This window comes from Beduini massiliensis (genome assembly GCF_000829905.1).
Taxonomy (GTDB): Bacteria; Bacillota_I; Bacilli_A; order Erysipelotrichales; family Coprobacillaceae; genus Beduini; species Beduini massiliensis.
This window is the reverse complement of sequence record NZ_CDPP01000003.1, coordinates 207,938-234,209: the sequence shown is the minus strand read 5'-3', so window position 1 is coordinate 234,209 and position 26,272 is coordinate 207,938. Positions and strand designations below refer to the sequence as shown.

At 36.1% G+C, this 26,272-nt stretch carries 26 protein-coding genes; 4 read left to right on the top strand and 22 right to left on the bottom strand.

Annotated elements, in window-relative coordinates; genetic code table 11:
* Nucleotides 1-3: 3 nt before the first annotated feature.
* From BN1225_RS02825 to BN1225_RS02795, 7 genes are all read right to left on the bottom strand, one after another.
* Nucleotides 4-1,491 (bottom strand): UDP-glucose--hexose-1-phosphate uridylyltransferase, encoded by a 1,488-nt coding sequence (locus tag BN1225_RS02825; protein ID WP_041138297.1) that lies wholly within the window; start codon nucleotides 1,489-1,491, stop codon nucleotides 4-6.
* Nucleotides 1,488-2,498: a LacI family DNA-binding transcriptional regulator gene (locus BN1225_RS02820; protein ID WP_041138296.1), complete on the bottom strand. Its 1,011-nt coding sequence runs from the start codon at nucleotides 2,496-2,498 to the stop codon at nucleotides 1,488-1,490. Before BN1225_RS02820 ends, BN1225_RS02825 begins: the two co-directional genes overlap by 4 nt.
* Before the next feature lie 99 nt (nucleotides 2,499-2,597).
* Complete coding sequence (locus BN1225_RS02815) at nucleotides 2,598-3,263, bottom strand: MBL fold metallo-hydrolase (RefSeq protein ID WP_041138295.1); 666 nt, start codon at nucleotides 3,261-3,263, stop codon at nucleotides 2,598-2,600.
* A 92-nt stretch (nucleotides 3,264-3,355) separates the two neighbouring features.
* Nucleotides 3,356-3,964, bottom strand: coding sequence for an HD domain-containing protein (locus BN1225_RS02810; protein WP_041138294.1), 609 nt, complete (start codon nucleotides 3,962-3,964; stop codon nucleotides 3,356-3,358).
* A gap of 1 nt (nucleotide 3,965) precedes the next feature.
* Nucleotides 3,966-4,619, bottom strand: a complete 654-nt coding sequence (locus BN1225_RS02805) for an HAD family hydrolase (protein WP_041138293.1) — start codon at nucleotides 4,617-4,619, stop codon at nucleotides 3,966-3,968.
* A gap of 71 nt (nucleotides 4,620-4,690) precedes the next feature.
* Nucleotides 4,691-5,602, bottom strand: coding sequence for a hypothetical protein (locus BN1225_RS02800; protein ID WP_041138292.1), 912 nt, complete (start codon nucleotides 5,600-5,602; stop codon nucleotides 4,691-4,693).
* 261 nt (nucleotides 5,603-5,863) lie between these two features.
* Nucleotides 5,864-6,622, bottom strand: coding sequence for a metallophosphoesterase (locus tag BN1225_RS02795; protein ID WP_041138291.1), 759 nt, complete (start codon nucleotides 6,620-6,622; stop codon nucleotides 5,864-5,866).
* Between the two features lie 137 nt (nucleotides 6,623-6,759).
* Between BN1225_RS02795 and BN1225_RS02790 the strand changes: the two genes are divergently transcribed.
* The 3 genes from BN1225_RS02790 to BN1225_RS02780 all read left to right on the top strand — a co-directional run bounded on the left by BN1225_RS02790 (nucleotide 6,760) and on the right by BN1225_RS02780 (nucleotide 8,884).
* The gene (locus BN1225_RS02790; protein ID WP_041138290.1) at nucleotides 6,760-7,389 is read left to right on the top strand and encodes a PTS sugar transporter subunit IIB; all 630 of its coding nucleotides are present in this window, start codon (nucleotides 6,760-6,762) and stop codon (nucleotides 7,387-7,389) included.
* 95 nt (nucleotides 7,390-7,484) lie between these two features.
* A complete protein-coding gene (locus BN1225_RS02785; RefSeq protein WP_041138289.1) occupies nucleotides 7,485-8,102 on the top strand; it encodes a PTS sugar transporter subunit IIB in 618 nt (205 codons plus the stop codon).
* 32 nt (nucleotides 8,103-8,134) lie between these two features.
* Entirely contained in the window at nucleotides 8,135-8,884 is a 750-nt protein-coding gene (locus tag BN1225_RS02780) for a MurR/RpiR family transcriptional regulator (RefSeq protein WP_041138288.1), read from the top strand.
* 39 nt (nucleotides 8,885-8,923) lie between these two features.
* Here BN1225_RS02780 and BN1225_RS02775 read toward each other — a convergent pair whose 3' ends face one another.
* The 14 genes from BN1225_RS02775 to BN1225_RS02710 all read right to left on the bottom strand — a co-directional run bounded on the left by BN1225_RS02775 (nucleotide 8,924) and on the right by BN1225_RS02710 (nucleotide 24,251).
* Nucleotides 8,924-10,249, bottom strand: a complete 1,326-nt coding sequence (locus BN1225_RS02775) for a sensor histidine kinase (RefSeq protein ID WP_041138287.1) — start codon at nucleotides 10,247-10,249, stop codon at nucleotides 8,924-8,926.
* 1 nt (nucleotide 10,250) lies between these two features.
* Complete coding sequence (locus tag BN1225_RS02770; RefSeq protein ID WP_041138286.1) at nucleotides 10,251-10,970, bottom strand: LytR/AlgR family response regulator transcription factor; 720 nt, start codon at nucleotides 10,968-10,970, stop codon at nucleotides 10,251-10,253.
* A 100-nt stretch (nucleotides 10,971-11,070) separates the two neighbouring features.
* Nucleotides 11,071-11,763: a YoaK family protein gene (locus tag BN1225_RS02765; RefSeq protein ID WP_041138285.1), complete on the bottom strand. Its 693-nt coding sequence runs from the start codon at nucleotides 11,761-11,763 to the stop codon at nucleotides 11,071-11,073.
* 47 nt (nucleotides 11,764-11,810) lie between these two features.
* Nucleotides 11,811-12,365 carry a DJ-1 family glyoxalase III gene (locus BN1225_RS02760; RefSeq protein ID WP_317621626.1) on the bottom strand — a complete coding sequence of 185 codons (555 nt, stop codon included), beginning with the start codon at nucleotides 12,363-12,365 and terminating at the stop codon, nucleotides 11,811-11,813.
* A gap of 89 nt (nucleotides 12,366-12,454) precedes the next feature.
* On the bottom strand, nucleotides 12,455-13,219 hold the full coding sequence (locus BN1225_RS02755) for a MurR/RpiR family transcriptional regulator (protein ID WP_041138284.1): 765 nt from the start codon (nucleotides 13,217-13,219) through the stop codon (nucleotides 12,455-12,457).
* Nucleotides 13,220-13,462: 243 nt separating this feature from the next.
* Nucleotides 13,463-14,167 carry a phosphoribosyltransferase gene (locus tag BN1225_RS02750; protein ID WP_041138283.1) on the bottom strand — a complete coding sequence of 235 codons (705 nt, stop codon included), beginning with the start codon at nucleotides 14,165-14,167 and terminating at the stop codon, nucleotides 13,463-13,465.
* A 24-nt stretch (nucleotides 14,168-14,191) separates the two neighbouring features.
* The gene (locus BN1225_RS02745; protein WP_041138282.1) at nucleotides 14,192-16,057 is read right to left on the bottom strand and encodes an aryl-sulfate sulfotransferase; all 1,866 of its coding nucleotides are present in this window, start codon (nucleotides 16,055-16,057) and stop codon (nucleotides 14,192-14,194) included.
* Nucleotides 16,058-16,075: 18 nt separating this feature from the next.
* On the bottom strand, nucleotides 16,076-17,932 hold the full coding sequence (locus BN1225_RS02740) for an aryl-sulfate sulfotransferase (RefSeq protein WP_041138281.1): 1,857 nt from the start codon (nucleotides 17,930-17,932) through the stop codon (nucleotides 16,076-16,078).
* 15 nt (nucleotides 17,933-17,947) lie between these two features.
* Nucleotides 17,948-18,259, bottom strand: a complete 312-nt coding sequence (locus BN1225_RS02735; protein WP_041138280.1) for a thioredoxin family protein — start codon at nucleotides 18,257-18,259, stop codon at nucleotides 17,948-17,950.
* A gap of 14 nt (nucleotides 18,260-18,273) precedes the next feature.
* Nucleotides 18,274-19,188, bottom strand: coding sequence for an NAD(P)/FAD-dependent oxidoreductase (locus tag BN1225_RS02730; RefSeq protein WP_041138279.1), 915 nt, complete (start codon nucleotides 19,186-19,188; stop codon nucleotides 18,274-18,276).
* Between the two features lie 100 nt (nucleotides 19,189-19,288).
* Nucleotides 19,289-20,764, bottom strand: coding sequence for an SLC13 family permease (locus BN1225_RS02725; RefSeq protein WP_041138278.1), 1,476 nt, complete (start codon nucleotides 20,762-20,764; stop codon nucleotides 19,289-19,291).
* A gap of 165 nt (nucleotides 20,765-20,929) precedes the next feature.
* Nucleotides 20,930-22,228, bottom strand: a complete 1,299-nt coding sequence (locus BN1225_RS02720) for a helix-turn-helix transcriptional regulator (RefSeq protein WP_041138277.1) — start codon at nucleotides 22,226-22,228, stop codon at nucleotides 20,930-20,932.
* A gap of 226 nt (nucleotides 22,229-22,454) precedes the next feature.
* Nucleotides 22,455-22,892 (bottom strand): hypothetical protein, encoded by a 438-nt coding sequence (locus tag BN1225_RS02715; protein WP_041138276.1) that lies wholly within the window; start codon nucleotides 22,890-22,892, stop codon nucleotides 22,455-22,457.
* 507 nt (nucleotides 22,893-23,399) lie between these two features.
* Nucleotides 23,400-24,251, bottom strand: coding sequence for a tyrosine-type recombinase/integrase (locus BN1225_RS02710; protein WP_041138275.1), 852 nt, complete (start codon nucleotides 24,249-24,251; stop codon nucleotides 23,400-23,402).
* A 303-nt stretch (nucleotides 24,252-24,554) separates the two neighbouring features.
* Between BN1225_RS02710 and BN1225_RS02705 the strand changes: the two genes are divergently transcribed.
* On the top strand, nucleotides 24,555-24,683 hold the full coding sequence (locus BN1225_RS02705; protein WP_041138274.1) for a helix-turn-helix transcriptional regulator: 129 nt from the start codon (nucleotides 24,555-24,557) through the stop codon (nucleotides 24,681-24,683).
* Nucleotides 24,684-25,281: 598 nt separating this feature from the next.
* Here BN1225_RS02705 and BN1225_RS02700 read toward each other — a convergent pair.
* Nucleotides 25,282-26,148 (bottom strand): aminoglycoside 6-adenylyltransferase AadE, encoded by an 867-nt coding sequence (locus tag BN1225_RS02700; RefSeq protein WP_001255868.1) that lies wholly within the window; start codon nucleotides 26,146-26,148, stop codon nucleotides 25,282-25,284.
* Nucleotides 26,149-26,272: the final 124 nt, after the last annotated feature.

Below are 26,272 nucleotides of genomic sequence, written 5' to 3'. Positions count from 1 at the left end.
ATATTATCCCAAATTAGAAACAAATCTCTTGAATGCTTCTATCCCTTCTTTATTTAATTTAAACACCCCGGCATTTTCTAACACTTCAATAAAAACTTTCCCGATTTCCTCTTGAATCTTTTCTTTAACATTTTCTTTCGTATACGTATGCTGACTGGCAATCGTATGAACCCACTCTCGATGTGCACCCAATATTGGATCATCCGGATTTCTTTTTTGAAGCAAGGCTTCTTCTACATAGTGCATTTCTTTATCCAGACGTGCCGGTAAAATTGCCAGCCCCATGACTTCAATCAACCCTATGTTTTCCTTTTTAATATGATGCACTGTTGGATGTGGATGAAAGATGCCATCCGGATATTCATCATTGCAGCGGTTATTTCTTAACACCAAATCCAGCTGATAAAAATCATCTTTTTTTCTTGCTATCGGTGTAATCGTATTATGAGGAATACCCTCGCTAAAGGCGATAATATCCACCGTTTCATCATTATAATCCTGCCATACAGCTAAAATATGTTCACTTAATTGCAGTAACTCTGTTTTATCTTTAGATGTAAGACGCAGCGTGGATAATGGCCACTCCATTATCTCCACCTTTACTAACGGATAGTGTTCAAAGGTATATTCTACCAACACTTCAGCTGTTTCAATCGGAAAATGATGACATCCCCCTTGAAAATGATCGTGCGATAAGATAGATCCGCCTACAATCGGCAAATCTGCATTTGACCCGATAAAATAATGCGGCAGGATATCTAAAAAAGCAAGCAGATGTGAAAATGTCTGTCCATTGATTTTCATTGGTATATGCTGTTCATTAAACACGATGCAGTGTTCATTATAGTAAACATAGGGGGAATACTGCAAATAATAGCGTTCTTCATCAAGTTTCATCGGAATAATGCGGTGTGTCTGTCTGGCATTTTTCTTTAGATCTCCGGCAAAGCCAACATTTTCTTTACATAATAAACATTTTGGATAATCCGTTGATTTGATTGATTTTGCTTTTTCAATTTCCTTTGGATCTTTTTCCGGTTTTGACAGATTAATTGAAATTTGAATATTTCCATACGGACTGCTCGTAACCCATTTGATATTTTGATCCACTCTTGATTGACGAATATAATTTGAAGCGATCGATAATTGATAATAAGCCTCTGTAGCGGCCTTTGGACCTTTCGTTTCATAAAGGGTTAAAAAACGCTCAACCACTTCACTTGGCCGCGGCATTAAGCAATTCATAATGCGGGTGTCAAACAGATCGCGATGTGTTGTATCATTTTCAATCAGCCCTCGCTGACACGCATCATCTAACAAAAGTTCCAAGATTGGCGTACATTCTTTTAACTGCTCATTGATTTCTTCTTTTTCAAATTCGTTTAGTTTCAATACATCCATTAATAAATTCGCTGCATAATCGAAATCTTCTTCTGCTATTAAATGTTGTTGTAAAGCAAAATGTAATAGACGATTGATTTCATGATTCATTTTTGATCCTCCTTTATCTGACAAGTCTCTCGTTTTACTAAATGACAGGGGAGATAAATCTTCATCGGAATTAAAGTATCGCACAACAATTTGGAAACTACCAATTTAGCTGCATATTCCCCCATTTCCTGTGCAGGAGCATGAACCGTTGTCAGCGGTGGATTCGTATATGAGGAAGCAGAGATATCATCGAAACCAATAAGACTTACCTGCTTTGGCACTTCGATTCCGGCTTCCTGCATTGCTCTTAGTGCTCCTATTGCAATCGGATCACTGGCAGCAAATAACGCAGTCGGCAGATTTCCTTTCTCAATCATTTTCTTTGTCATCTGATATCCCGATTCACTTGTATATTGTCCCAACATAATATACGGCTGAACTTCCAAATTATGAAGTAAAGCATATTGAAGAAAGGCTTTTAAGCGAGCATCATTAAACTTTTTATGATCACTGCCAAATTCCTCTCCCCCCAAATATCCGATTTTTCGATGATGAAGACTGCATAAATAATCCAATACATCTTGCATGGCTTTATCAAAATCCAGAACGATTGAATTTTCCCGAATAGTTTCTGAAATCAAATCGACAAACAAAATATTCTGACAACAACTTTTAAAGTAAGAAATCTCATCTTCACTAAATTTCCCGATACAGATCAAACCGTCCCTTTGACTAATGTCTGGATGATGCTGATCATTTTTGAAATAACGAACAATAGGAATTCCCATTTGCTGACAGTAACGTTCCACCCCTAAGCGTACAGACAGATAATAAGGATCTTCCAGTTCTTGTTCTAAACTGTACCACTGTACAATGCCTATCGTAAAAGCAGGCACAGAACCAATCTGATTCCTTGTCTTTTTTGTATACTGGAGCTCTTTAGCAATCTCCAGCACCTTTTGTCTTGTTTCCGGTGTCACGGAGATCGTCGCATCTTGATTAAGAATACGGGAAACTGTCGCTGGAGAAACCTGAGCTAATTGTGCAATATCTTTAATCGTCGCCATTATGATTCCCCTTTCATTTCACCTTTATCTTAAAAGATTTTAGTAAACAAATCAATAGTTTACTAAATATTTACTAAAGAAAAAAGAAGGTTTCCCTTCTCAATAGTAAAAATGAACATGCACTCCCCTATATTCCCGACAAGGCATCTTAGGGTGGGGACTGCTTTCTAGTTGACCATCTTTTAAGCGTTTGGCATCCTCTAAACAATAATCAATATAATCCGGCGAGATCGGACAGTCATGATGACTTGGCAAAATTGTTCGGATTTGCTCTTTCATATTAGCTAATTTCTTTAGACTTTCGATATATTGATCAAGATTGCGATGCTCACCAAACATATAGATCGGTCCATCTTTTTGCACTGTATCCCCTACAATCAGCCAATGATGCTGGAGTTCTAATAAGGCAATGCTGCCATATGTATGTCCCGGTATTTCGATGATTTTAAAATGGTAATCACCAATATCGATAATATCCCCTTCTTTTAAAGAATGAAAAGGGATTGTCGGATTAATTTTTGCTTCATCTGCCTGATGAAAGCAGCACTCTTTAAACTGAGACAGGTTGCCGATATGATCCCCATCTCCATGCGTTAAGATTACTTGAACAGGTAAAGCGGTTATTTTTCGTACCTCGTCAAGAATAGGAGTATCTGAGAAACCGGTATCAATTAATACGGCATGATCTCTTCCTAAAATCAAAAATTCTCTCACTCGCTGATCATCTAAAATATAAATATCTTGAGCAAACTGTGTAATCGTCACAAAAATCCCTCCTTTTATAAAAATTATAGCGCTCTCCCATTATATATTCAATAAAAAACGATGGCCGCTATGCTCCATCGTTATTTCTTATGTTATTTCAATACCTTTTTAAATCGTTCTTTTAAAGCATCCGGATCTTTTAATAGTGAACGCAGTGCTTCTAATCCCGCTTTGTTTTTTTCTGTTTCCAGATATAGTTTTAAATAACCGCCTTCGCCGTACTTTTCCACTAAATGATTGTAGCAGCGAAGATACTGCTCCTTTTCATCCAGATGAGGATTATGGGTCAGTCCATACTGCCACGTTCGATAAAGAATGGTATCGACCTCTAAATCACGGTCGGCTTCGGCAATGATCTTTCCATATAGACTACGTGGTTGTGTTGTATTGCTGGCACGATGATCCTCAATCGCTTCTTTGATTATCAAAAGCTGTTGGGGACTAAAACATTCATTTAAAACATGATCATAGTAGGCTAAGACTGCTGAACTTAAATGGTGATCCTTTCTGCCAAAAGGTATCCCCAAATCATGAAATGCCGCAATGACATAGACCATCTCCATGTTTACATCATAATCTTTAGCAATTTCCATACTGTTGGCAATCACCTTTAAAACATGAGCTTCATCATGTCCCTTATCATAATTTCTATAAGTGGGAATAATAATTTGTTCTAAATAATCTTTTAATTTTCTATTCATCCTATTTCATCATCTCACTAAAATCTTGAATCGTTTGTATGACTCCCGGCAATGCTTTAAATGTTTCTTCTTTTTCTTTTGGACATACTACGATTATTTTTCTGCATCCTGCTTCATAAGCATGATGAATACCTGCCAATGAATCTTCAAAAATCAAAATCTCTTGAATATCACAGTCCAACAGTTTGGCAGCATCTAAAAACATTTTTTCTTTACTCGTATAACTGCCGTTATCATATACAATTTTTTCAGGGTCCATCCAACGATCTAAATGGAAGTGCTCAACAAAAAAATCAATATTCTCTTTAATCGATGCACTGGCAATCGTGAAGGGGATGGCTTGTTTTTTTAAAAGGTCGAAATATTCCGTAACGCCTTTAACCAAATGAAACGAAGCCGGATCATCCAAACAAGCTTGACGATATAGTTCCTCTTTCATTAAAGAATAACGTTTGCTTTCCTTTTCATCGATTTCTCTTTGCAGAAAATATTCAATAATCTGATGATTGGGCACACCATTCAATCGTGTATGCAGTTCTTCTTCACTGATTCCCTTTTGACGTATTGTTAAAGACATCTCATTCCAAGCTTGAATATGTTTATCATTATCAAAAAATAAAGTTCCGTTAAAATCAAATATCACTGCTTTTTCCATAGGCGCCTCCTTGTTCTTTTATTATACAAAAGCAGTACCTCTTTTGCAAAAGAAAAAACCGAGTCCTCGGTTTAGTCTAAACGTTTTACTTCATAGCTATTTGAAACATAATGATTGATTGAAGAAATATAACGGAAGCTTGCGATTGCCATGAAGACATAGCCAATCACGATATCTTTAACGAATGCCCCCATAATTTCAGAAAATTCCATAAAGCTTGGTACAGCTTTGATTGCTTCAAATATCGTTACATCAAATACCTTATAAATTTCAACTCCGATACATACGTATTCCGCTAAGAATAACACGACAATACTGATAATGATCGAAATCCAAAGTCCTTTCTTTGATAAAGACCCGGCAAATTTTTCATACCCTTTTACTGCACATACGACCATTAAATAAGCGGCAATGGCTACGATATAGCCTAACTGGTAAACCCCTACCCAAATGGCACCTCCAATTAAAGCTCCTAAAACAGCCCCAACAACTCCCATATCCACTTTTTCTGGTTTCGCTGATTTTTCTGTAGTAGCATTCACGATCTTTTCATAACATTCCGGACAAATCACTTCTACATTTCCCTGAATGCTGTAAAAATCTAATCCCGTTTCATTTTCACAGTATTTACATGTGTGAACAAATCCTTCTAACTGACAATAGCTTGTTACTTTCTTCAATATTTCAGCTAATGCTTCACTGCTCGTTTTTTTATTGTCTTTTAAATTAATTGATACAATGCCTTCGTTGTAGCTAACATAATTGACGTTTGCCACTTCCTTTGCCATTGCACTGAACATATCACGATTCTTTTGATTATCGCTTCCTTCAGGTTCTTTCGCATTTACTGTAATTAAAAAAACTTTTCGTACCTTATCATAAACAACGACAACCGGATAGCTTTTAAAAACACCGTAAACAGCGTTGCGCTGCTTATCCTCTTTAAAGTTGTTTTCAATTACAAATTGTTGTAAATTCTTCATAAATCCTCCCATTAATCAACATAATTTGACATTTCCCTGCCGGTATCAGTATATCATAATTCCTACTTATGTGGTATATGATTTGAAAATAAAATAAACAAAATTTCTTATTTGTTCCTTACAACAAATCTTCCATTTTGCTTATTTTTTAGTTGTTTCCAACTATCGGCTTGTTTATATTAACATAATCTAAGACTTTTGACACAAACGAAGCACCACTTATAAAAAAAACATACCCATAAATAAAGGTATGTATTACGGTTATGAAACATTCTCATTTTGCGTATAAACTTCTGCTTTTTTTATCGTCGTGATGGACATATCGTTCAAGCATAGACAGTTGATCTGTCCGCCCTCAAAACTGCCCAGCCCACCATCAATACCGATTTTATCATGGAAGATCGGATCTTCCCAAATGTCAAAAATCTGTTCACCATGTAAAAAGCAAGTCGGAGTATGTCCAAAGATAATCGTTTTCCCGGCTAATCCCTTGCTCATATAAAAATACTCACGCATCCATGCACATTCTTCTTCGGTTTGATCGTATAATCCCTTTTCAGGATTGATTCCGGCATGAATCAGCACATATTTCTTTTTATTCATCACAACTTCAATAAAGCTCGGACAATCATTTACAAAACGGATCATATCCGCTAAAAAAGCAGTTCTGACTTGTTTATATTCTTCTTCACTGATATTTTTCTTATTCAAATACTGGTGATAGTTATCAATCGTTTTCCTTCCGCCGTTTTCTATCCACATTCTAAACTGATTTGTCGTCGTATCATTATCTCTTAAAAGCGATTCTCGCATCATGATTTCATGATTTCCTTTGATCAGTTGAATATTCTTACGCTTAAATATTTCAAAATAAATATCCAAGCTCTGTGGCCCCCGATCACAAACATCGCCTAATATATACATATCATCTTCATCTCTGAATTGAATCTTTTCCAGTAATTTCATGAACACCTGATAATGCCCATGCAAATCAGAAATGATATAGACCTTTTTTGCCATGCTATCACCTCGTTTTTATTGTATCATACTCTTAGAATAAATCTATTGAAATACTTGAAAAGATTTTACTAATTAAGAAAATGAGAAATAGCGACAATAATTGTTGCTATAATGTATTAAAAGGGGCGTGATGATCTATGGATCAATTTTATCAAAGTATCTACAGTGATTTGTTTTATTATTGGGTTATCGGTAAAAAAGCCGACTTTCACCAGCATCATATCCTAATGAGTCCGGTTGATCATGGAGATTCCGCACGTATCATCCGCTTTGATTTAACAAATGCCACTGCCTATCTTAAAATCTGGAAGGAAAATCTCGTTGAAGAAGAAATTATCGATAAAAACGGAGAGCATTTGTTTTATCTGCATTATCATATCAATGACATTCGTCAATGCCGCTACTTATTTTATGAATTCTATAAAGTGATCTTACATCATAATAATCAAATCAAAATAAAAGTAGCGTTATGTTGTTCCGGTGGTCTATCAACGTCACTTTTTTCAGTCAAGCTGGCTGAATTAGTAGAACTGGAAAAACTAAATTACGATTTTGTTGCCATCAGTATCTATCATTTACGTTATCAGTTAAGTGATTTTGACGCCATTCTTCTGGCACCTCAGATTGCCTATTTAGAGCCTGCCATCTTAAAAGCAACCGATCGTAAGATTCCTATCTTTTGCATTGAACCTATCGATTTTGCTACCAATAACTATCATCGGGTATTAACCCAACTGAATCAATTACAACTCAGCAAACTGAAATAGTATTTTCATTTTTTACAAATCATTTACTGCTTTGGAAAATGCGCTTGCTGACAGATGTTCTCTGTTATGATAAGACTGTAAAGGAGGCGAAGAAAATGGATGAATTTTACAATGAGCTATATGGAGATCTTATTTTTGAATGGATCAAAACACTTTGTATTAAACATGAGTTTCCTAATGTTTTTCAAAAAGAAGAAGAGACATATAAAAAAGCTTCAATCAATAAAGAAGATTATCACGGCAGTATTACTTTGTGGCTAAATGAACACATCATTGAAGAAGAAATCAAAGATAAAGACCAGCATACCATCTTTTATCTGCATTATAATATCGTTTCTTTAAAGCAATGCTATAGCTTTATCCATGATTTTTTCAGAGCGTTCATCAATTTCTTAGCCCTTTCTCATACACGTGTCTTGTTATGTTGCTCGGGTGGACTTTCCACGTCTTTATTTTCTCATCATTTACAAGCGGTCGCAGACAGCTATCATCTGCCGATTACCTTTTCTGCTGTCGGTGTCACGCAGTTAAAAGACATCTTTCATGAATATGACATTATTTTACTGGCACCGCAGATTGCTTATATGCGATCAACCATTGCTCAATATAAAACAAATAATAAACAAAAAATCATTTGTATTTCACCAAATGATTTTGCAACGCAAAACTATCATCAATTAGTTTTAGAAATTGTAGATAGGAATTTAACCTAAAAAATACTATAATAAAGACAGGAGGGGATTTTATGATCACGTTGCTAAGCCGTATTTTAACTTATTTGAATGGTACATTGTTTAATGATGATTATTACCGTTTCTGCCTTTTTGTCATTGAAAACTATACTCAGATGGACAGTATGACTTTAGATAAAGTCATCGGGAAAAGCCGAGTAAAAAAAGGAGATATTTTAGCTTTTTGCCGCTTGCTGGGATTTGATAGTTATGAAGCCTTTAACGAGTATTTGATGCAGACACACAGTATGCGAATGGATCAGATACGCGCTAGAATGATTGATGTCAACAGTGATACTTTTATTGATATGATGGGAGAAATCTACAGTAAGGAAGAATTGAAAGAAAAAATCTCCATGATCTGTAAGATGATTTTTGAAGCTGATCGCATCGTTTTGTTTGGTGCCCAATATCCTATGGCAATCAGTGTCGAAATGCAGACTGATTTTATTTCATTAGGTAAACCAAGTATTCAGTATCATAGTTTTATCCCGATGCAGCTGACTGAGAAAGATGTGGCAATCGTTGTTTCCGGTACCGGACGCTATATTCAAGATTTCAATCGTGAAAAAGAACATGTGCATTTAGAAAGGGCACAGTCCATCTTGATTACCCAAAATAAAATTTATGCCGACAGTTCAATGTCTTTAGCTAAGCACACCCTAATCATTCCAGGTAAATATGATGGGATTAACTTCAATTACCAATTGATGATGATCTTTGACTTATTGAGAATCCATTACTACCAACAATATTATCTATAAAAAAACAGCGTATATTGATCCACTCAATAGCGCTGTTTTTTAGTGATTTAATAATAACTGTACTTTAAAGACGTGATCATCATAGGTAATATTTGTAATTCCATTATACTTATTGACAATCTTTTTAATAGAAGGAATCCCAATTCCGATTTGATGCTCACGTTTACTCGAAATGATTCCATCTTCCTTTTCGACAATTTTTCCCTCAAAGCTGTTGCTGACAACAATCATGAAAGAATCTGTTCCGGAGATGCCCGCTTTAATATCTACAAATCGTGGTGACTGCTTCTGACGACGACAAGCTTCAAAGGCATTTTCTAATAAATTTCCTAACAAGGTAATCAAATCTTGCTCATTAATCGCGATTTGCCGAGGCAGTTTAAGTGAGGTAGTCATTTTTATATTATCTTTTTGTGCTTCCTTTAAAAAATGCTGTACCATCGCTTCAACCACAATATTATCACATAAGCAGATGGATTCATTATGAATCTTATTCAGCATTGAATCCAAATAATGATCGGCTTTTTCATATTCTTCCATAGAAAGATATTCTCTAACGGCTAATACATGATGACGAATATCATGGCGCATGCGGCGCATATCGTTGAACTGAGTTTCAATCATTCGATATTGATCTTGCTGCAATTGATTCTGGCGATCTAAAGCATGATATTTTTCTTCGATTTCTTTGCCCTCGATCGTTCTTTCCAAGGTGATGAATAATCCGGTGTGAGCCAACGTAACCGCTACATACCAAAAAATCGGCACCGTAATATTTGTAATAAAAAGTTCGCTCAGTTTCATATATTCGATTGCCGGTAATAAGCAAAAGCGATAAATCAAAAAGAAGCAAACCGGAACCAGCCATAAATAGTTTGATAACGGCAATTCTTTTGATTTCATAATAATCGGTTTAACCACACGTTTAACAATCAGAATCATTGGCGGTAAACAAATAATATTAACTAAGATATAGATAACTAATGAAATCGGCAAGAGTAAATGACTTTTAATCACGACCGGTAAAATACGGTCATATGAGCGGTAAAACAAATAAATGGCATCACTGTAATTGACGATGATAAAAAAGATAAAAATCAGCTCACCCAACCGGATCTGACATTTTTTCTTGATTAAAGAAATGATGAGAAAAACCCAGATCACGACCACAATAAAATCAATCCGATCATCTAAAAAATAATAATGAATGAAAATAGCAATGATATCATAGACCATAAACTCCCCAACAATCATCCACATCTGCTTTCCCGTTAAGTTCGTTAAATCCTTAAATAAATACCAAATAATAAAAGCAAGTGAGAAAAAGACAAGCCACGCTTTAAGCAGATGATCAATCGAAAACATCTTAAAGGGTTCCTTCTAATTTAGCAAACTGGTAATCTGCATATTGTTGGCGAATCTCCGCACGTTTCGCTCTGGCGATCGGAATCCGCTCTTGATTATCCATTAGAAAATCAGTAGTATCCATTTTACTGACTTTATCCATATTAATAATGCAATTACGATAACAATTCAAAAACGATGGATAACATAACAGCATGGGTGCAAACTGATCAAACGGCATATAACTTTTAATCATTCTTTGAGAAGTATGAATCTGGATATAATGATTATTATAGTCTGTATAAATAATATCCTTCAATAAAACTTTAATCTGGATTCGTCCTTCTTTTACCTGAATATATTTGCTTTTTGCATTCAACTGTTTCAAGCATCTTTCCATGACTTCGACTAACAGCTCATATTGATATGGCTTTAATAAATAGTCAAATGCTTTTACACGATAACTTTCCACAGCATGATCTTTGCTTGTCGTTGTAAATATCAAAATCTTTTCAGCGTCCTTTTGCCGAATAACTTTTGCAATCTCCAAACCATTTATTCCCGTTAAGTAAATGTCAATAAATACAATATCATAGTCTGCAAAATCTGACTGGATGAAAGATTCTCCATCTTCAAAATGATTTATTTCCATTTCCAAATGCTGCAGTTGATTATATGTCTGAAGATATTCCACCAACTGCTGCTGTTCCTTTGGTGAATCTTCTATGATCGCTATTTTCATATGATCATCCCCCATTTATCTACAAATTTTATCATTTATATTATACATGAAAAAACTACAATTTTAAATAAAGAATACACAACAATAAAAACGACTGCCATCAGTCGTTTTTAGATTCTATGAACATGATAAGAAATACAACTGCTAAGATTATCACACTAACCAAGATTGATTTTTCAACCAGAAACCGAGTCAAATACATTGAAATTACGGCGCCTATGATAAACAATGCAATAATCATAAAGTACTGTATGGCATGTTTTTTCGCGGTTTGGTCATGGTGAAGCATAGCTTTGTACAGCTGTTCACTTCCACTTCTTAAATTCCCTGTACACATTGTCGACGCATAGGCATTTCCATTGACTTTACGAAAGCTTTCCGCCTGTAAGGAACAAACAAAAGAAATTGCAGTATTTACCATCAAATCAAATTTGCCTGTCGGTACAAAAGCAACGATTCCGATGATCAACAATTCAAATAATACAATGATCTGCCGCCAATGGATATTGAGGTCACTTTTATACTGATAATGCTCACGTACCCCTTGTGCCAACAAAACACCAAGAATGAAGGCAAGAATCGGAATCAGATAAGACGCTGCTTTAAGATAATTGCCATTGCCAATATTCAGCCCTAAGAAAATAATATTTCCGGTTTGGGCATTAGCGAATACATGCCCTCGGCAAAAATACGTATAAGCATCTAAATATCCACCCACAAAAGCAAGCAGAGACGCCAACACGAAAGATTCTGACACTTGCTGTTTTGAAAGTTGCTCACGCAAAAATTTCATCCTGATTCCCCTCTAATCCACTTTTTCTCTATTGTACTCTTTTATCTCTATTTTTCAATATCCAAATACAGCATTCCACGTTTTAACGGGGTACTGTCTCCCCCTAATAAATCCACGATTGCATAGGCAAACGGCAATGTTGTCGCAGGTCCTCGGCTGGTAATCAATCGATCATCAACAACAACCCGTTCCTGACAGTACGCTGCTTCTGTAAATAAGCTTTCATAGTTTTCTCCCGGATAAGAGGTCATCTTTCTGCCCGCTAAAATTCCCGCCGCATGCAGTACGATCGGCGCAGCACAAATAGCTCCGATATATTTATGTTCCTTGTCAAAATAACGGATAAGATCGATCACTCTTGGATTATCTCTTAAATTGGTGGCTCCCGGCATTCCTCCCGGTAAAATCACCATATCATAATGATAAGCACTCTCATCTAAAAGACGATCAGCTTCAACTTTGATGCCATGTGCCCCTGTAACCCAAAGCTCCTTGGTCGTACTGATTAAATCTGCTTCAAAACCGGCTCTGCGCAAAATATCTGCGACAAATAAAGATTCACCTTCTTCATATCCGGTGGCTAATAATAACGCTATTTTCATAATTATCTCTCCTTTCACTGCCCTCAGTATACAAAGAATAAGACTTGGCTTCTATTCATTTCCTAAATTAAGAAATGAAAAAACAAGGATCATTCCTTGTTTAAATACGCATATTCCTGAGCAATAAGACTGGCAATGCACTGAAGCTGATAGGGATGACTGGCTTGATCTTGCAAAGAATCAAAATGAATCGTTTCGATAAATTCTTCCTGTGCTTCTTCTCCACCATAAATCAAATAAAGTTTAGGGCGTTTCAAAGACTGGGGCAAACGGCGAAATTCATAATCAAAATACGCACCTGTATAACTAAAGATAATAATTAAATCTTCCTGTGATGCAGATTTAAGATATTCCATCTGCTGTTTATATGAAATCTTCGTATAGGTTACTTTGCCCTGCATTAATAAATCACTTTGTAAATTGAGGGCAACTGAACCGGCTTTCATCAAACCAAACAACGCAACTTTTTGATAACGTCGAATATCCAGACATAATTGGCGGATCTGTTTAGGTTGAATAGATTGGATGACCTGATCGATACTCTCTTTGATCTTTGTTCCATAATCTCCGATACGCTCTGCTAGTGTTGTCGAGGAAGAATATAATTCAAATTGAAGATCCGGCAAGGTTAAAAGCGTCTTGAGTTCATTATAATCCTGCAATCCTATTTCTTTACAAAAACGAGAGATTGAACTGATTGCCACATGACATTGTTCAGATAGCTCACGGATACCGATTGCTTTCATTTCCTCTAAATGAGTGAGAATAAATTCTGCGATCTGGCTATTGGTGGATCCATCTTTTTCACTTGCCAGGGTACTTAAAAAAATGATTGGCAGTTTACTGTAAAGCATAATGATCCTCCTCTCTTTTTATATGCTATTGTTTATCTCCTTTATTTATTATAAAAGAATTCTTATTAAAAGAAAACCCAAAGACTATAAGTATCCAATCACAACAATAAACTTTTTATCATTTCATTTTTAATAAAATCATTGGGCTTGACTCTATCATGGATGATTCACTTAAACCAAATAAGAACCAAAGTTTCCTATGCTTATAAAAAAAACGAATGTTCATCTGAACATTCGCATTGATTAAAGCATTTGATAACCGTAAGAATTAACCACCGCATCCAAAGGCTTGCCATCCTCGCAGTCAGTGCAATGATGAGGATCCGATAATTTAAAATTAGGCAGATCTTCATGCGTAAAAACACCATACACCGGATAGTCATCAACTTGATCAACATTGGCAAAGATCACCGACAATCCTGTTACTTTCCCGCCATAGGCTAAGATAGTCCCGATCGCTTTAGAAATAGTACGCCCGCTCATTGCCGTTGCTAATACGACTAATACATTTTTACCTTTAATCATGGGTTTAATATTATTGCGAACCACCATTTGTCCGGTATTATCAAATTCTGGTGTGATGACATAGAAACTCTTATGCTTATTGTTTGAAGGAAAACCTCCATCACTTAATTCTTCTGCCAAATAAGCTCCGATTACTTCACAGCCATCCATACAGATAATCGTATCTACAGGAGTACGATTAGCGCCGATTTCTGCCATTGCCTCTAAATTGATTCCCATTACATTTCCCGGCAGTTTCACTTTTTTAACGTATTTTTCTGCCATTACTTTAGCGACTAATTTTGCTTCTGACTGTCTCATCTTTAAGGAAGACATATCAATATAATAGTTCACATGAAAGCGATCGCTGGAAAAATGTCCCGGAGTAACTCTCAGCACCAACTGATCATTTGATTTTGCCGGAATCTTGATTTGTTCTTTCATTGATTGGACTCCTTTCCTTACCTTCTAGCAAGTAATTTTAATGCCCGTTTCATATTTTTTATCATCGACAATGACACGTACCTCATAAGTTCCGCTTAATCCTGCCTTATTTACTGAACAGCTGATCTTTCTTGCATCTTTTTCAATAAAGGTTCCACAGCATAATGCCGCAAACGGTGTCTTCGCTGTAGAAATGAAATAACCATGCTGTTCATCATTTTGTTCTAACATCAGCATTACCAACTGACCGGATTCAAATGTGGCTTTGAAGGTAAAGCGATCATCTTCCTCTTCAATGACTGCTTCATAAATATGACTTAATTCTTCATTACATGAATCCATCGGAATTAATGTATCGGATTCTTTTGTTACGCCCATTTGTCCTAAACGAACGCCCTTGCCTAAAGGTAGGTTATCTTGATCATGATACAATCCTAATTTTTCAGCACGATAGAAGTTTCCTTTGACTTCCAGTTCAAGCATCACTTCATCATCTAATATTTCAACTGTGATTGAACGAGTTCTAACCATAGGATCATCCTGCATCAATGCTGCAAACTGTTCAGAAGCATCGTCCCCATAATACTGAATTCCGCCGGAATGTACCATGTAATGCCCTTCTTTATAATATTCTACATTACAAATGTATTGAGAGAAGAACTCCTGTCCTCTTTCTTTTCCATACTGCCATACCTGCTGGATCGTCATATCTTCCGTATTAATTTTATAGCGTACTCCACGTGAGAAGTTATCCTTATTTAAGATACGCTTATCTGGATTTTTTGAACGGAAATGACCGTTGTCAAAACACATGACATCGCCATTTGGTGTTATCACATTGGCATGTTGTTCATACTGCCAGTCAAATTCACCATTTCCTGTTGGTTTAAAGAAGTAAGGCAGATATTCTTTCGGCCACATTTCAGGATCACCAATGATCCAATTTAACTTCCCTGAATCAAAATCAATATTGCACATACTGTCAATATGACGTCCTGAGAAGGTTAATGAATTTGTCTTTTCATCATACCAAACTGCATTATTATGGAACCAATCTTCTTCTGTCCAGCTACCGCTTTTGGCTACTTTTGTTGGGTCCAAGAAATCTTTATAGTCCCAAGTTTTTAAGATTTCACCGCTGTTGCGGTCGACTAATACACACATGTCCTCTACCGTATCACTGGTTAAATCTTCAGTCAGAATCAATAAGTTGCCGTTAGACAATTCAAACTGATCATGATGATAGCCACCGGGGATCGTATACTCTCTGATTACTTTTCCAACCATGCTCATTTCATAAATCCCTGACATATAGTAAGGAAGTTTTAATAAGCGGTGTGTGCCGATCAAGATATTGCCATTAGCAGCCCGTTTAATGTCAAATACAGTTGGGATATTCAAATGCCAGCGCACATCTCCGGCATAATCAAATCCGGTGGCTAAATCGGTAAGGGCCGGAGATACAAAGATCAATTCATCTCTTAGATAATGATAAGTAGTCTTCATATGCACAAGTTCCGGTACATCATTTGATAAGGGTTCCGTTTGAATGTGAACGGTATGCTTTTTACCACGGTATAATTCAATTTCTACAGTATTATCATATCCGCCATATAAACCTAGTACCGGAAGGATATGTGTTTTTGCTTTAGGGAACGTATGCATCATCGTCCCCTCTTTTTCTTTGCCTAATACTCGAATGGTAACAGCTGTTTCTTTATCTGTTTTAAAACAGATAACCGCTGCCAAAGGATTAATAAAGTAAGGATTTAATTTCACCAGTGGATGATCGAATGTAAATGAACCTGCTTCTAATTCATCTAACATTGCTTTTTCTGCTTCATTTTGACGATCCACCAAGCTTTTAGTAAATGTATATTCAATTGCCATACTTAACCTGCTTTCTACTTAACATTCAATTTTAATGCCAGTTTCATATTTTTTATCATTGATAATAACACGTACATCATAAGTTCCGCTTAATCCCGCTTTATTGATGCCGGTACGAGTATTGCGGTCATCAGAATCCAAGAATGAACCACAGCACATTGCCTTAGCAGGTTGTGATGTTGTGGAAATATAGTAGCGATGTACCTCTTCCCCTTTTTCTAACATCAGCATTGCCAGATCCCCTTTCATAAAACGACAAAAGAAAGTGAATTTGTCCATTTCATCTTCAATTCTTGCATTGCAGTCTTCGGGCAGCATTTCTCCCGCAGCTTCTGCCGGAATTTCTGTATCAAACTCTAAAGTGACTCCCATTGATCCTAAAATCTGTCCTTCTCCTAATTCCAGATTGCTTCCTTGTGTATATAATTTTACTTTTTCAGCACGATAGAAGTTGCTGTTTGTTTTCAATTCAAACATTTTAACATTATGCACGACTTCAACGGTAATCGCTTCCTGTCGTCCTCCGGTTTGTACAGCATAGGCTCCCAGCGCTTCTGATGGCAATCCATCTTTATCATACGCAATACCACCTGAATGCACTAGATAATGTCCTTCATTATAATATTCCACATTACAAATATAAGGTGAGAAGAATTCTGCCCCTCGGTCTTTTCCATATTGCCAAACTTGTTCGATCGTCATATCTTCGGTATTGATTTTATAACGAACTCCTCTTGAATAATTGTTGTGAGCTAAGACTTTTTTTGCTTCTACCTTGGTAGAGTTATGGTGGTTATCAAAGCACATGACATCCCCATTAGGGGTAATTAAGTTAGCATGCTGTTCATATTGCCATTCAAAATTGTTCCCTACCGGTTTAAAGAAATATTTATGCATATGTTCAGGCCACGTTTCAGGATCTCCGATGATCCAATTTAATTCCCCGGAATCAAAATCAATATTTACCATCGAATCAATATGACGCCCTGAGAAAGTCAATGAATGTGTATTTTCATCATACCAAACCGCATTGTTGTGGAACCAGTCTTCATCTGTATAAGATAACCCTTGTCCTTCTCCTGGCGTTAAGAATTTTTTATAGTCCCAAGTTTTTAAAATTTCACCAGTGTTGCGATCCAGTAAAACACACATATCTTCCACCGTTTCACTTCTTAAATCTTCAGTCAGACATAGGATATTGCCATCCGGCATTTCAAATTCATCATGATGGTAAGCTCCCGGTACGCGGTACTCTTTATAGATTTTCCCGACCATGCTCATTTCATATAGTCCTGACATATAGTAAGGCAGTTTAATCAAACGATCTGTCCCAATCAATAAATTTCCATTTTTCAAACGCTTCGCATCAAATACACATAAAGCGGTTAAATGAAAACGAATATCTCCGGCAAAGTCAACGCCAATTGATTTTTCTGATCCTGCCGGTGTTAACAACATGATATTATCTTGGAAATATTCCGGTGTAGTTTCAATATATTCCACGACACTCTGATCGCAGACATCCCCTAATTCAATCTGAATCGTTGTTGTTTTTCCACGATAAGGAGTAATTTCCACCGTATTATTATAATTTGCATAAAGTCCTAAAACCGGTAAGATATGTGTTTTCCCTTTAGGGAAAGTATGCACGATATCGGCTGCTTTCGTTTTTCCTCGTACACGAATCGTGACGGCTGTTTCTTCTTTCGTTTTAAATAAAACGACTGCTGACAACGGATTGATTAGATACGCATTCACTTTTACCAATGGATTTTCAATGGTATAGTCTCCACTTTCAAATTCTGCCAACATTTTTTCTTCAGCTTCTTTTTGCAGTGGAATCCAATGTTCTATTCTTTTATATTCTACGCTCATCCCATTTTCTCCTTCTTATGCATTTTCTTCAATCATCTTAATAATGGCAGGTTTCTGCTGTAATCCCTGCATACGTTTTATTTCTGTCCCATCCTTCAATAAAATCAAAGTAGGATATCCTTTTACTTCATATTTTTTAGTCAGATCACTGTTTTTATCAAAATCTACTTTTAAGATTTTCACTTTGTCTCCCACTGCTTTTTCTACATCGTTAAGGACAAATGCCAACATCTTACATGGCCCGCAAGTTGTTGAGAAAAAATCAACCAATACTAACCCACTTTCTGCCAACTCATTGAATTCTGTACTTTCTACCTCTTTTAACATATTCTTTCCTCCTCTTATTTTACATATCTCGATACAACTTGTGCCGCAATCGCTCCATCTGCACAAGCCGTAATCACTTGTCTTAAATTTTTCGTGATACAATCTCCGGCCCCATAGATACCTGTGACTTTAGTTTCCATTTTATCGTTGACCTCAATATAGCCGTGATCATTTAAAATTCCCAGATCTTTAACAAAAGCCGTTACCGGTGACAGCCCAATATATTCAAACACACCATCACAATGTACGGTTTTTTCTTCTCCCGTCTGCGTTGATTTAAAACGAACGCCTTCCAACTGACGATCTCCGACAAATTCCAAAACATCTTGATAAGGATATACCGTTACATTTTCCAACGCTCTTAATTTATCGCAGGCAATCGGATCTGCCGTTAGATCAAACATCGTCACAATCGTAAGTGATTTTACTATCCCCGCTAAATAGATGGATTCTTCCACTGCTGAATTTCCCCCACCGATCACAACGACATCTTTATCACGATAATAGGCTCCGTCACAAATTGCACAGAAACTGATACCATTGCCAATAAACTGATCCTCTTTAGGAATATTCAAACGCCTTGGGGTTGTTCCTGTTGCGATGATAATTGCTTTTGTACAAATTATTCTTTCACTATCTTCTTCAATATAAATCTTTTTTATATTTTCTTCATTTACAATTTTGGTAACCGTTCCGTAATCAAATTCCACATTTAATTCCTGAGTGTGGATAAACATCTGCATTGCCAGTTCTGCACCATTGATGGTTCCCATCCCGGTATAATTTTGAATTTCGTTTGTATTGATGATTTGCCCTCCCGGTGCCAGTTTATCCAACATCAATACTTTTAAGTCTGCTCGTGCCCCGTAAATCGCAGCTGTCATGCCTGCCGGTCCGGCGCCAATAATAACTAAATCGTAAGTATTCATCCTATATACCTCCTATTCTTTTATTTTACTCCCTAACCTCTAAATAAGTAATAGATATTTTAAGTTTTCTGAAATCTATCCGACCTAATATTTTTACTTTCTAAAATAACAGATTGATAAATGGAATGCCGACAATGATAATGATGACAAATTCAATCAATACAAACACCGTTGAATATTTGTACACATCCCCCGAAGATAAATATTCTTTGTTTCCAAACATCATCGCCGCAAATGGTGATGCCGCCGGTGTACAAGCCGCTGAGAGCAGCACCGTAAAAATTAATAAGGTAATGATCGGTGCCGGATTGATGCCCGCATTTACACAATAAGTCAAAGCAACCGGCTGTAAGATCATACCAATGACCAATGAATTGCAAATATTAGTCAAGATGATAGCCATCAATAATAAGACAATCGTAAACATCATGCCTGACATTCCTGAAAAGATAGGAGAAAGAACAGCATTTAAGAATGCGGTGATGCCTGTTGCTTCGTTTGTCAGTACGCTTCCCAATAAGATCGCAGACGTACAAAGGAAGAAAGTCGCCCAAGCAAAATCTTTACCCATCACTTCATTTAATTTTAATACCGGTCCGTCTTCAAATTCCAATAAGGTTAAAATACATGTCAGCACTAACGGCATTACCAAAGAATTTTGATTGAGGAAACTCAAGATCGGTACATTTGGCAATAGACTCGGTACCAACATAATAAAGATGAAGATACATAAGAAAATACCATAAATCTTTTGTGATAATGACATTGGCGGCAACGGATTTTTTTCCAGCATTTCAATACTAATCTTCTTTAATGGTGATACATCCGGCCTAAAGATAAATTTAATAATCAAGACCGTTACTACAATCAGCAATAAGCCTAAAACAAAGCACCCAATAAAGTAACTGGCATCAGATATCAATGCCCCTTCCATCCCCATTAAAGCGGGAAAGTTATTTAATAATCCACGATAGTTTCCTAATAACGCCAGCCCATTTGACATATAAGGCGGAACCGGAAAACCAATTAATGCCGCGATAACAATGCCGATAATCATTAACTTTGGATAAGCATCTTTCTTCTTAAAGCCCACTTCTTCAAAAATCCCATACAAGACCGGCCAAAATAAGAAGATTGGTGCAAATGCGCCAATAAAGACGGACATCACATAAGTCCCTAGCAGCATGACAAAGGTAAATACCCAAGGTCTCCCTTCAATCATTTTTCTAGTAGTAATCCATCTGGCAATATAGACAGTTAAACGTCGATTCGTTAATCCCCCCATAAAGATCATTAAGAAAAGCAGCTGAACTACGGTTGGATTTCCAAAACAAGACATTAATACATTGCTTGAGGTGGAAAAACTCGTAAAGGTCAGCATGAAGATGCTCGCTAAACTTGCCACTGTCGGATCTATCGTTGACCATAGATAGATTGTGCCGATAAATACTCCCATTACCTGCAGCCCTACTTTAGTTACATTTGGCAAGACACCCAAAGGAATGAAACGAAATGCGATCATAATCGCCATTCCAATCACGAAATGGATGTACGAACTTTTGATTTTCTTTTTCATACAACTTACCTCTCATTATAAATTTTGTATGCTTGTTAAAAAATTATCATACTTAACATGGATAATTATACAAAAAATGTAAGCGCTTGGTAATGGCAGTAACTTAGATTTATAATTTATTAAAAGCTAAAAAAAGGAAAGTCATTTTAAAATCACTTTCCTCATCTATTTGGTTGTAAAAGGATCCAAAGCTATTTGTATATTAAGCGTTCCTATCGTCTTTTCAATATATTCCTTTAATGCTAAAGCGTCCGGGTAATCATATAAGCGATCAATATAAAAACAGATCTTCCATTTTTTCAGTTCATTCACACCATTTTGCAGAGCCTGCAGCCTTAAAGCCTGAAACAATAGCTCTTTTTGACTCTCCTCTTTTAAATAATGAAAAGGAAAGATGAGCTTTAGATGGGCATCAATGGATTTAGTAAGCTGTGTCAGCCTATCTAAAAATTTATAGACTTGGTAATCTTCGTCCATTTCTTCTCCCATATCCAAATAAGGGTTTAAGACGATATCGATTCCCTTCATATTTATTTTATTTGCTTTTGCAATCGCCAAATATTTATACAGCTTATAGATTGTATTATCACGATGTTTATCAATATGATACTTCTTAATAAAATCCTGTAAAGGCTGTTCCTCATTGATTTTTTGATAATGGTCTTGAATTAACGCTGTTTTTTCTTTCCATTTCATAGGTGATACATCAAAATATTTCTTGAATAATCCATAGAAAGATTTCATATTCAAGATGCCTACACTGGCAGCTATTTCTGCCATTGACAACTGATCATCGATAAGCTGATCTAAAATATGAATCAGTTTTCGATAAGACAGGAAAGTTTTAAATCCTTCACCACCTATTTTCTTCATAAACTGTGAAAAATAAGCGCGGTTCATATAAAATTCCTGAAGAATATCTTCTACCTCGATCTTTTTATCCATATGTTTCATGATATATTCAACGATGCTGTAATAGCGTAACTGCAGTTCATAAGTGGGATATTCTTCCTGATTTTTTGTATGGGAAATCAGTTGGTACGAAAGAAACAGAAGATGTACCAAATTATTTTCATTTAGCCATCTTTCTTTCTCCTCTTCTTGATCATAGTAAAACTTAATCAGTAAATCGACAACAATGGCATTCAAGCGTTCCTTAAGGGGTCTTTCAATCTCATGAATTTCATCATTATTTAAAAATTCTACATATTCAATCTTTTCAAAAATATCCTTAAACTCGGATAAGCGTACTTTTGCCGATAATATTGTTGCTCCATCGGATTCGATACTATGAACAATAAAACGATTAATAAAGGTAAACTGTCCCTCGTGGATTGTAAGATGCCGCTGAACCTTATGAATTGTCAGACTGCCTTTTAACACTAAAATAATTTCCAGATCATCTTGATGATAATGTGCCTTTGATGAATATACTTTCATCATTCCGACATCAATTCGTTTCATCTTACCACTCCTCGCTGTTTATTGATTATCTCACATGTTTTTCTGTTTTTAAAGAGAGGGATTCATAAATTTCTCTTTTATTTCATCATTACTTTCTCAACCCTACTATTTTTATAACAACTAAGTTCATTCTCAATATTCCTTTAATTTCTTCCAACCTTTTTGCGAATCGGCTGAAAATTCTCTCTTCTATAATTTACCAACAATAAACAGAGGTCCGGTATCATCAAACGCTCTGATTGCTCAGAAATAATTTCAATTCATTTTCATCTTTGAAAATGTGATCGAAGATGAGATATAAAGAATCGGTAACCTCATATTCTCCCACCGCATAACATTTTTTTCCCAATCCATAAGCAATCCCTGCCTCGATATGGGCTGATTTTCCTGCTGGAAGCACTAATAAAAATTTTTCAGAACTTTTAATTCCCTTTAAATCGTTTTCAAACAGTATTCTGACACTGGGACTTTCTAATTCTAACGATTCAAATGTCTCTGCGAGATGATCATCATGTAAATCTAAGCCCGCTTGCTTATGCGATTTTTCATTTTTTAAGAAGCAGTAATGAGAGATATTTAATTCCTCAAATGTATTGCATATTGTTAAAATATTTTCTTTATTTCTTGCTCTCCCGGCAATATAAAATTGATAGTGATGATTCATGTTATCCTCCCTTTTACATACTTTGTTTTATTCACTTTACTGCTAACTTAAATTTTCTATTCGCGCTTACATAGGACACGTCCTATGATATAGTGTCATTTTATCATGATTTTAACCATATAAAAAGACTTATCAAAATGATACTGATAAGCCTTCACTCAATATTTTTTATCTTTTTAACTACGATAAACCCATTTAAATTATTAGGAATCATCGGATCTTTTCTCTTATTCATTCAAATTTATTCTTCTATCCCTTATTATAAAAATCAATAATCCTATTTTTTCTTTTGACTACACCTTCTTTAAATTCAATCTAACTTATCTTTGCATTCAATTTCCAAGTGGCTGTAGAAATGTTCAATACTTTGAATAATTCGATTACATACTTTCATACCAGACCAGCTCTTAAAGCAATAGAATATCCTTTTTTCCACAACTTATTGCTGCATGGGGTTATAAAACTTAATTTAGAGTCCCTTTATAAGTTTTATCGATCCTTTTGCGATTAACAAAGGAGATCCACTAAATCCATTTTTGATAAAGACTTTTGATATTCTTTTCCGCTTGTCATCGTATAAATACGAGTTGTCTCAATATTGGAATGTCCAAGTATATCTGCTAATCTCACGACATCTTTTTGCATTCTATAGTAGGTTAAGGCAAACAGATGACGTAAATTATGAGGATAGACTTTCTTTCCATCCACCTTTGCGTCTTCACATAGTTTTTTCATGGCTACCCAAATATTTGAACGATCCATTGGATTTCCTCGTTTAGTTACGAATATCGGACCACTTAATATCTTTTCTTGTTTGCAGTAAAGAATCAGAATCTTTCTTAATTTATCAGGAATAAAAATTACTCGTGTTTTGCCTTTATTATGAACGACTGATTTTCCTTCTTTTAAACTTTCGACAGTAATATATTGATGTTCCGATACACGTATGCCCGTACCACAAATGGTTTGCAGCAGCATGTAAAGACGTTCATTTTCTTTTTTCAAAGCAGCTTCCAACAGCCTCTTGTATTCTTCTTTGGACAGTTCTTCTTCACAGATGACATTTCGCTGCAGTTTATGTAATTTTAATTTGAAACTGCTTAAATTCATAAATTCCAAAAGTCCGTTAATAGCCACTAACATACTATTGATGCTGGATATTTTATATTTTTTATCAGCGAGATGCTGCTTATATGCCACTAGAATTTCTTTAGTAATCATTTTATCTTCCGGCAGATACTCATAAAAAGATTGGATATCCCTTATATACTTATTAATCGTTGAGGTACTTCGTTCTTCTTCATATAGAAAATTTTTATACTTTTTTATTGTTTTTACACTTAATTTTGCTCGTTTCATGTCACACTTCTCCTTTTAACTCATTGTGTTATAAATTCATCATAGCACGTTGAATTTATACAGCATACTAATAATCGGGAGATAATTTAAAAATAAAATAATTTTTTATATATTCGATATGATTTTGTCTACTTCATATATTTAAGGTTCTAAACTTAGGATATTTCTTATTTAATATATGAATTTTTCTTATTAAAACACCTAGATTAAGAAACGTTAAAATTATTAAATTAGGCTTTTAGTTGTTTAAATGGATGGGATATACTATAGTATTAGATAAATAATCATTTAGGAGGAAGCTGTATGGACTTTAGTGAAAAATTACAGCAGCTAAGAAAACAAAAGCAAATGACACAAGAACAACTGGCTGAGTGTCTCTATGTTTCACGTACTGCCATTTCCAAATGGGAAAGTGGAGTTTCCCAAAGTTAAAGATACCACATCAATCCCACGCGGACTTTTGCTCAACCGATACAGCCGGAGGGCTGGATAACAAGAAAAGGCGGTATGCGCCCCGTGGAGGGGTAGCGTACCGCCTTTTCTTGTGGGGGTTTCCAAAGGGGGCAACGCCCCCATTTGGCACACGACTTTGCGAAGCAAAGTGTAGTGTGTTATACGCTCTGCCGGCGTTGCCGTGAAAATGCCGTTGCCGCCGGGGAGGGCAAGGGCATTTGAAGCGGCAGGAAAACAGGGCTGTGCTTGCGTGGCGTGGAGCCGCAAGCGCAGGTCTGGACTCATCAGCAGACAGGGCGTATATGAAAGCCCCAGTTCCTCGTCCTACGCTCCGACTTGTGGACAAAGTGTCCCGAAGTTGTGGCCACACTCCCGGAAAAGTAGCAGGACAACGGGCAACCGTCAAGGCTGAAATGAACGGGTTTACACCCGGCCTTGACCTCCGCCCGCTGTCCCGCTGGATGGGTGGACAAGGCGGCCAATCCCTCAAAGTGCTTGGCCGCTCTCTTTCTGATTTTGAGGTATTCAGTTTTTCAAAATTGAATAATCAAAATAAATTTTTTCGATTGAAAAAATTTTATTTGTTATCATCTTCAATGCCATATTTTTTCTTTTGCCGAATCACATAATTACTGATTTTTTCATCATATAGTGGATACTGGTAATCCAACTGGCATGCCACTTCTGACGAAACCTCCCGGAACAATGCCATACATTGTTCAAAGGATTCCCACATATGGGGATAGGAATCCATATTATAAGTGGACATAAGTCGTTCCCACAATTCCTCTGGGACATATTGCTTCATAAATTTATAGTTTTTTCCCAAACTGAAATGAAATCCCTGTTTGATACCAATCAGCCAGGAAATCATGCGAAGCAATTCTTTTCGTACTATATCATTCATATGGTCAATAGCAAAAAGAATTTCTTTGCGGCATAAGCCCTTTACTACATATGTTGTAGTATTCCAAAATTCATTACAGCAATCGTCAAACATTCTTTGAGTAGGCTTCTGCAAGTGGTAGTCTATATCCGTTGGTATTGGCGGCTTTACGATACGGTTGTCTTTATCCAACAGTAACTTTACCAGTTTATCCCATGTAAAATACTCGTCTATCAGTTCCAGCGGCAGCAAAGTTAAATCTATCTTAACATCATCAGTAAACAGCATTAAATATGAAAATCCCTTTTCTACAGCTGGAAATAATTCCATATCTTCCGGCTTTTGCAGAATCAACCTTTCACCAAATATATCTAGCCATTTATCATCACTTGTGAAGCTGTCCATATCCGTAACAAAAAAAGTAATATCAAAATCCTGAAAATCATCAGGCGGAATATTTGTATTTGTTCTAGATCCTTCCAAAGTAACCATGCGAATGCGTTTGTCTGTTTTTGCAAAATTCAAAACAATATCATAAACTTCCTTTTCTGATCTCATTTTTATCTCCTCCAATTATTGAAATAGGTGTGAAGCCATTTTAGGGCTTTCCCGCCTTGATTACCCTTTAGCAAAGACGGGCGGGACTGTCAACGGCGGCGCATGAAATGCGCCGTTCATCTTG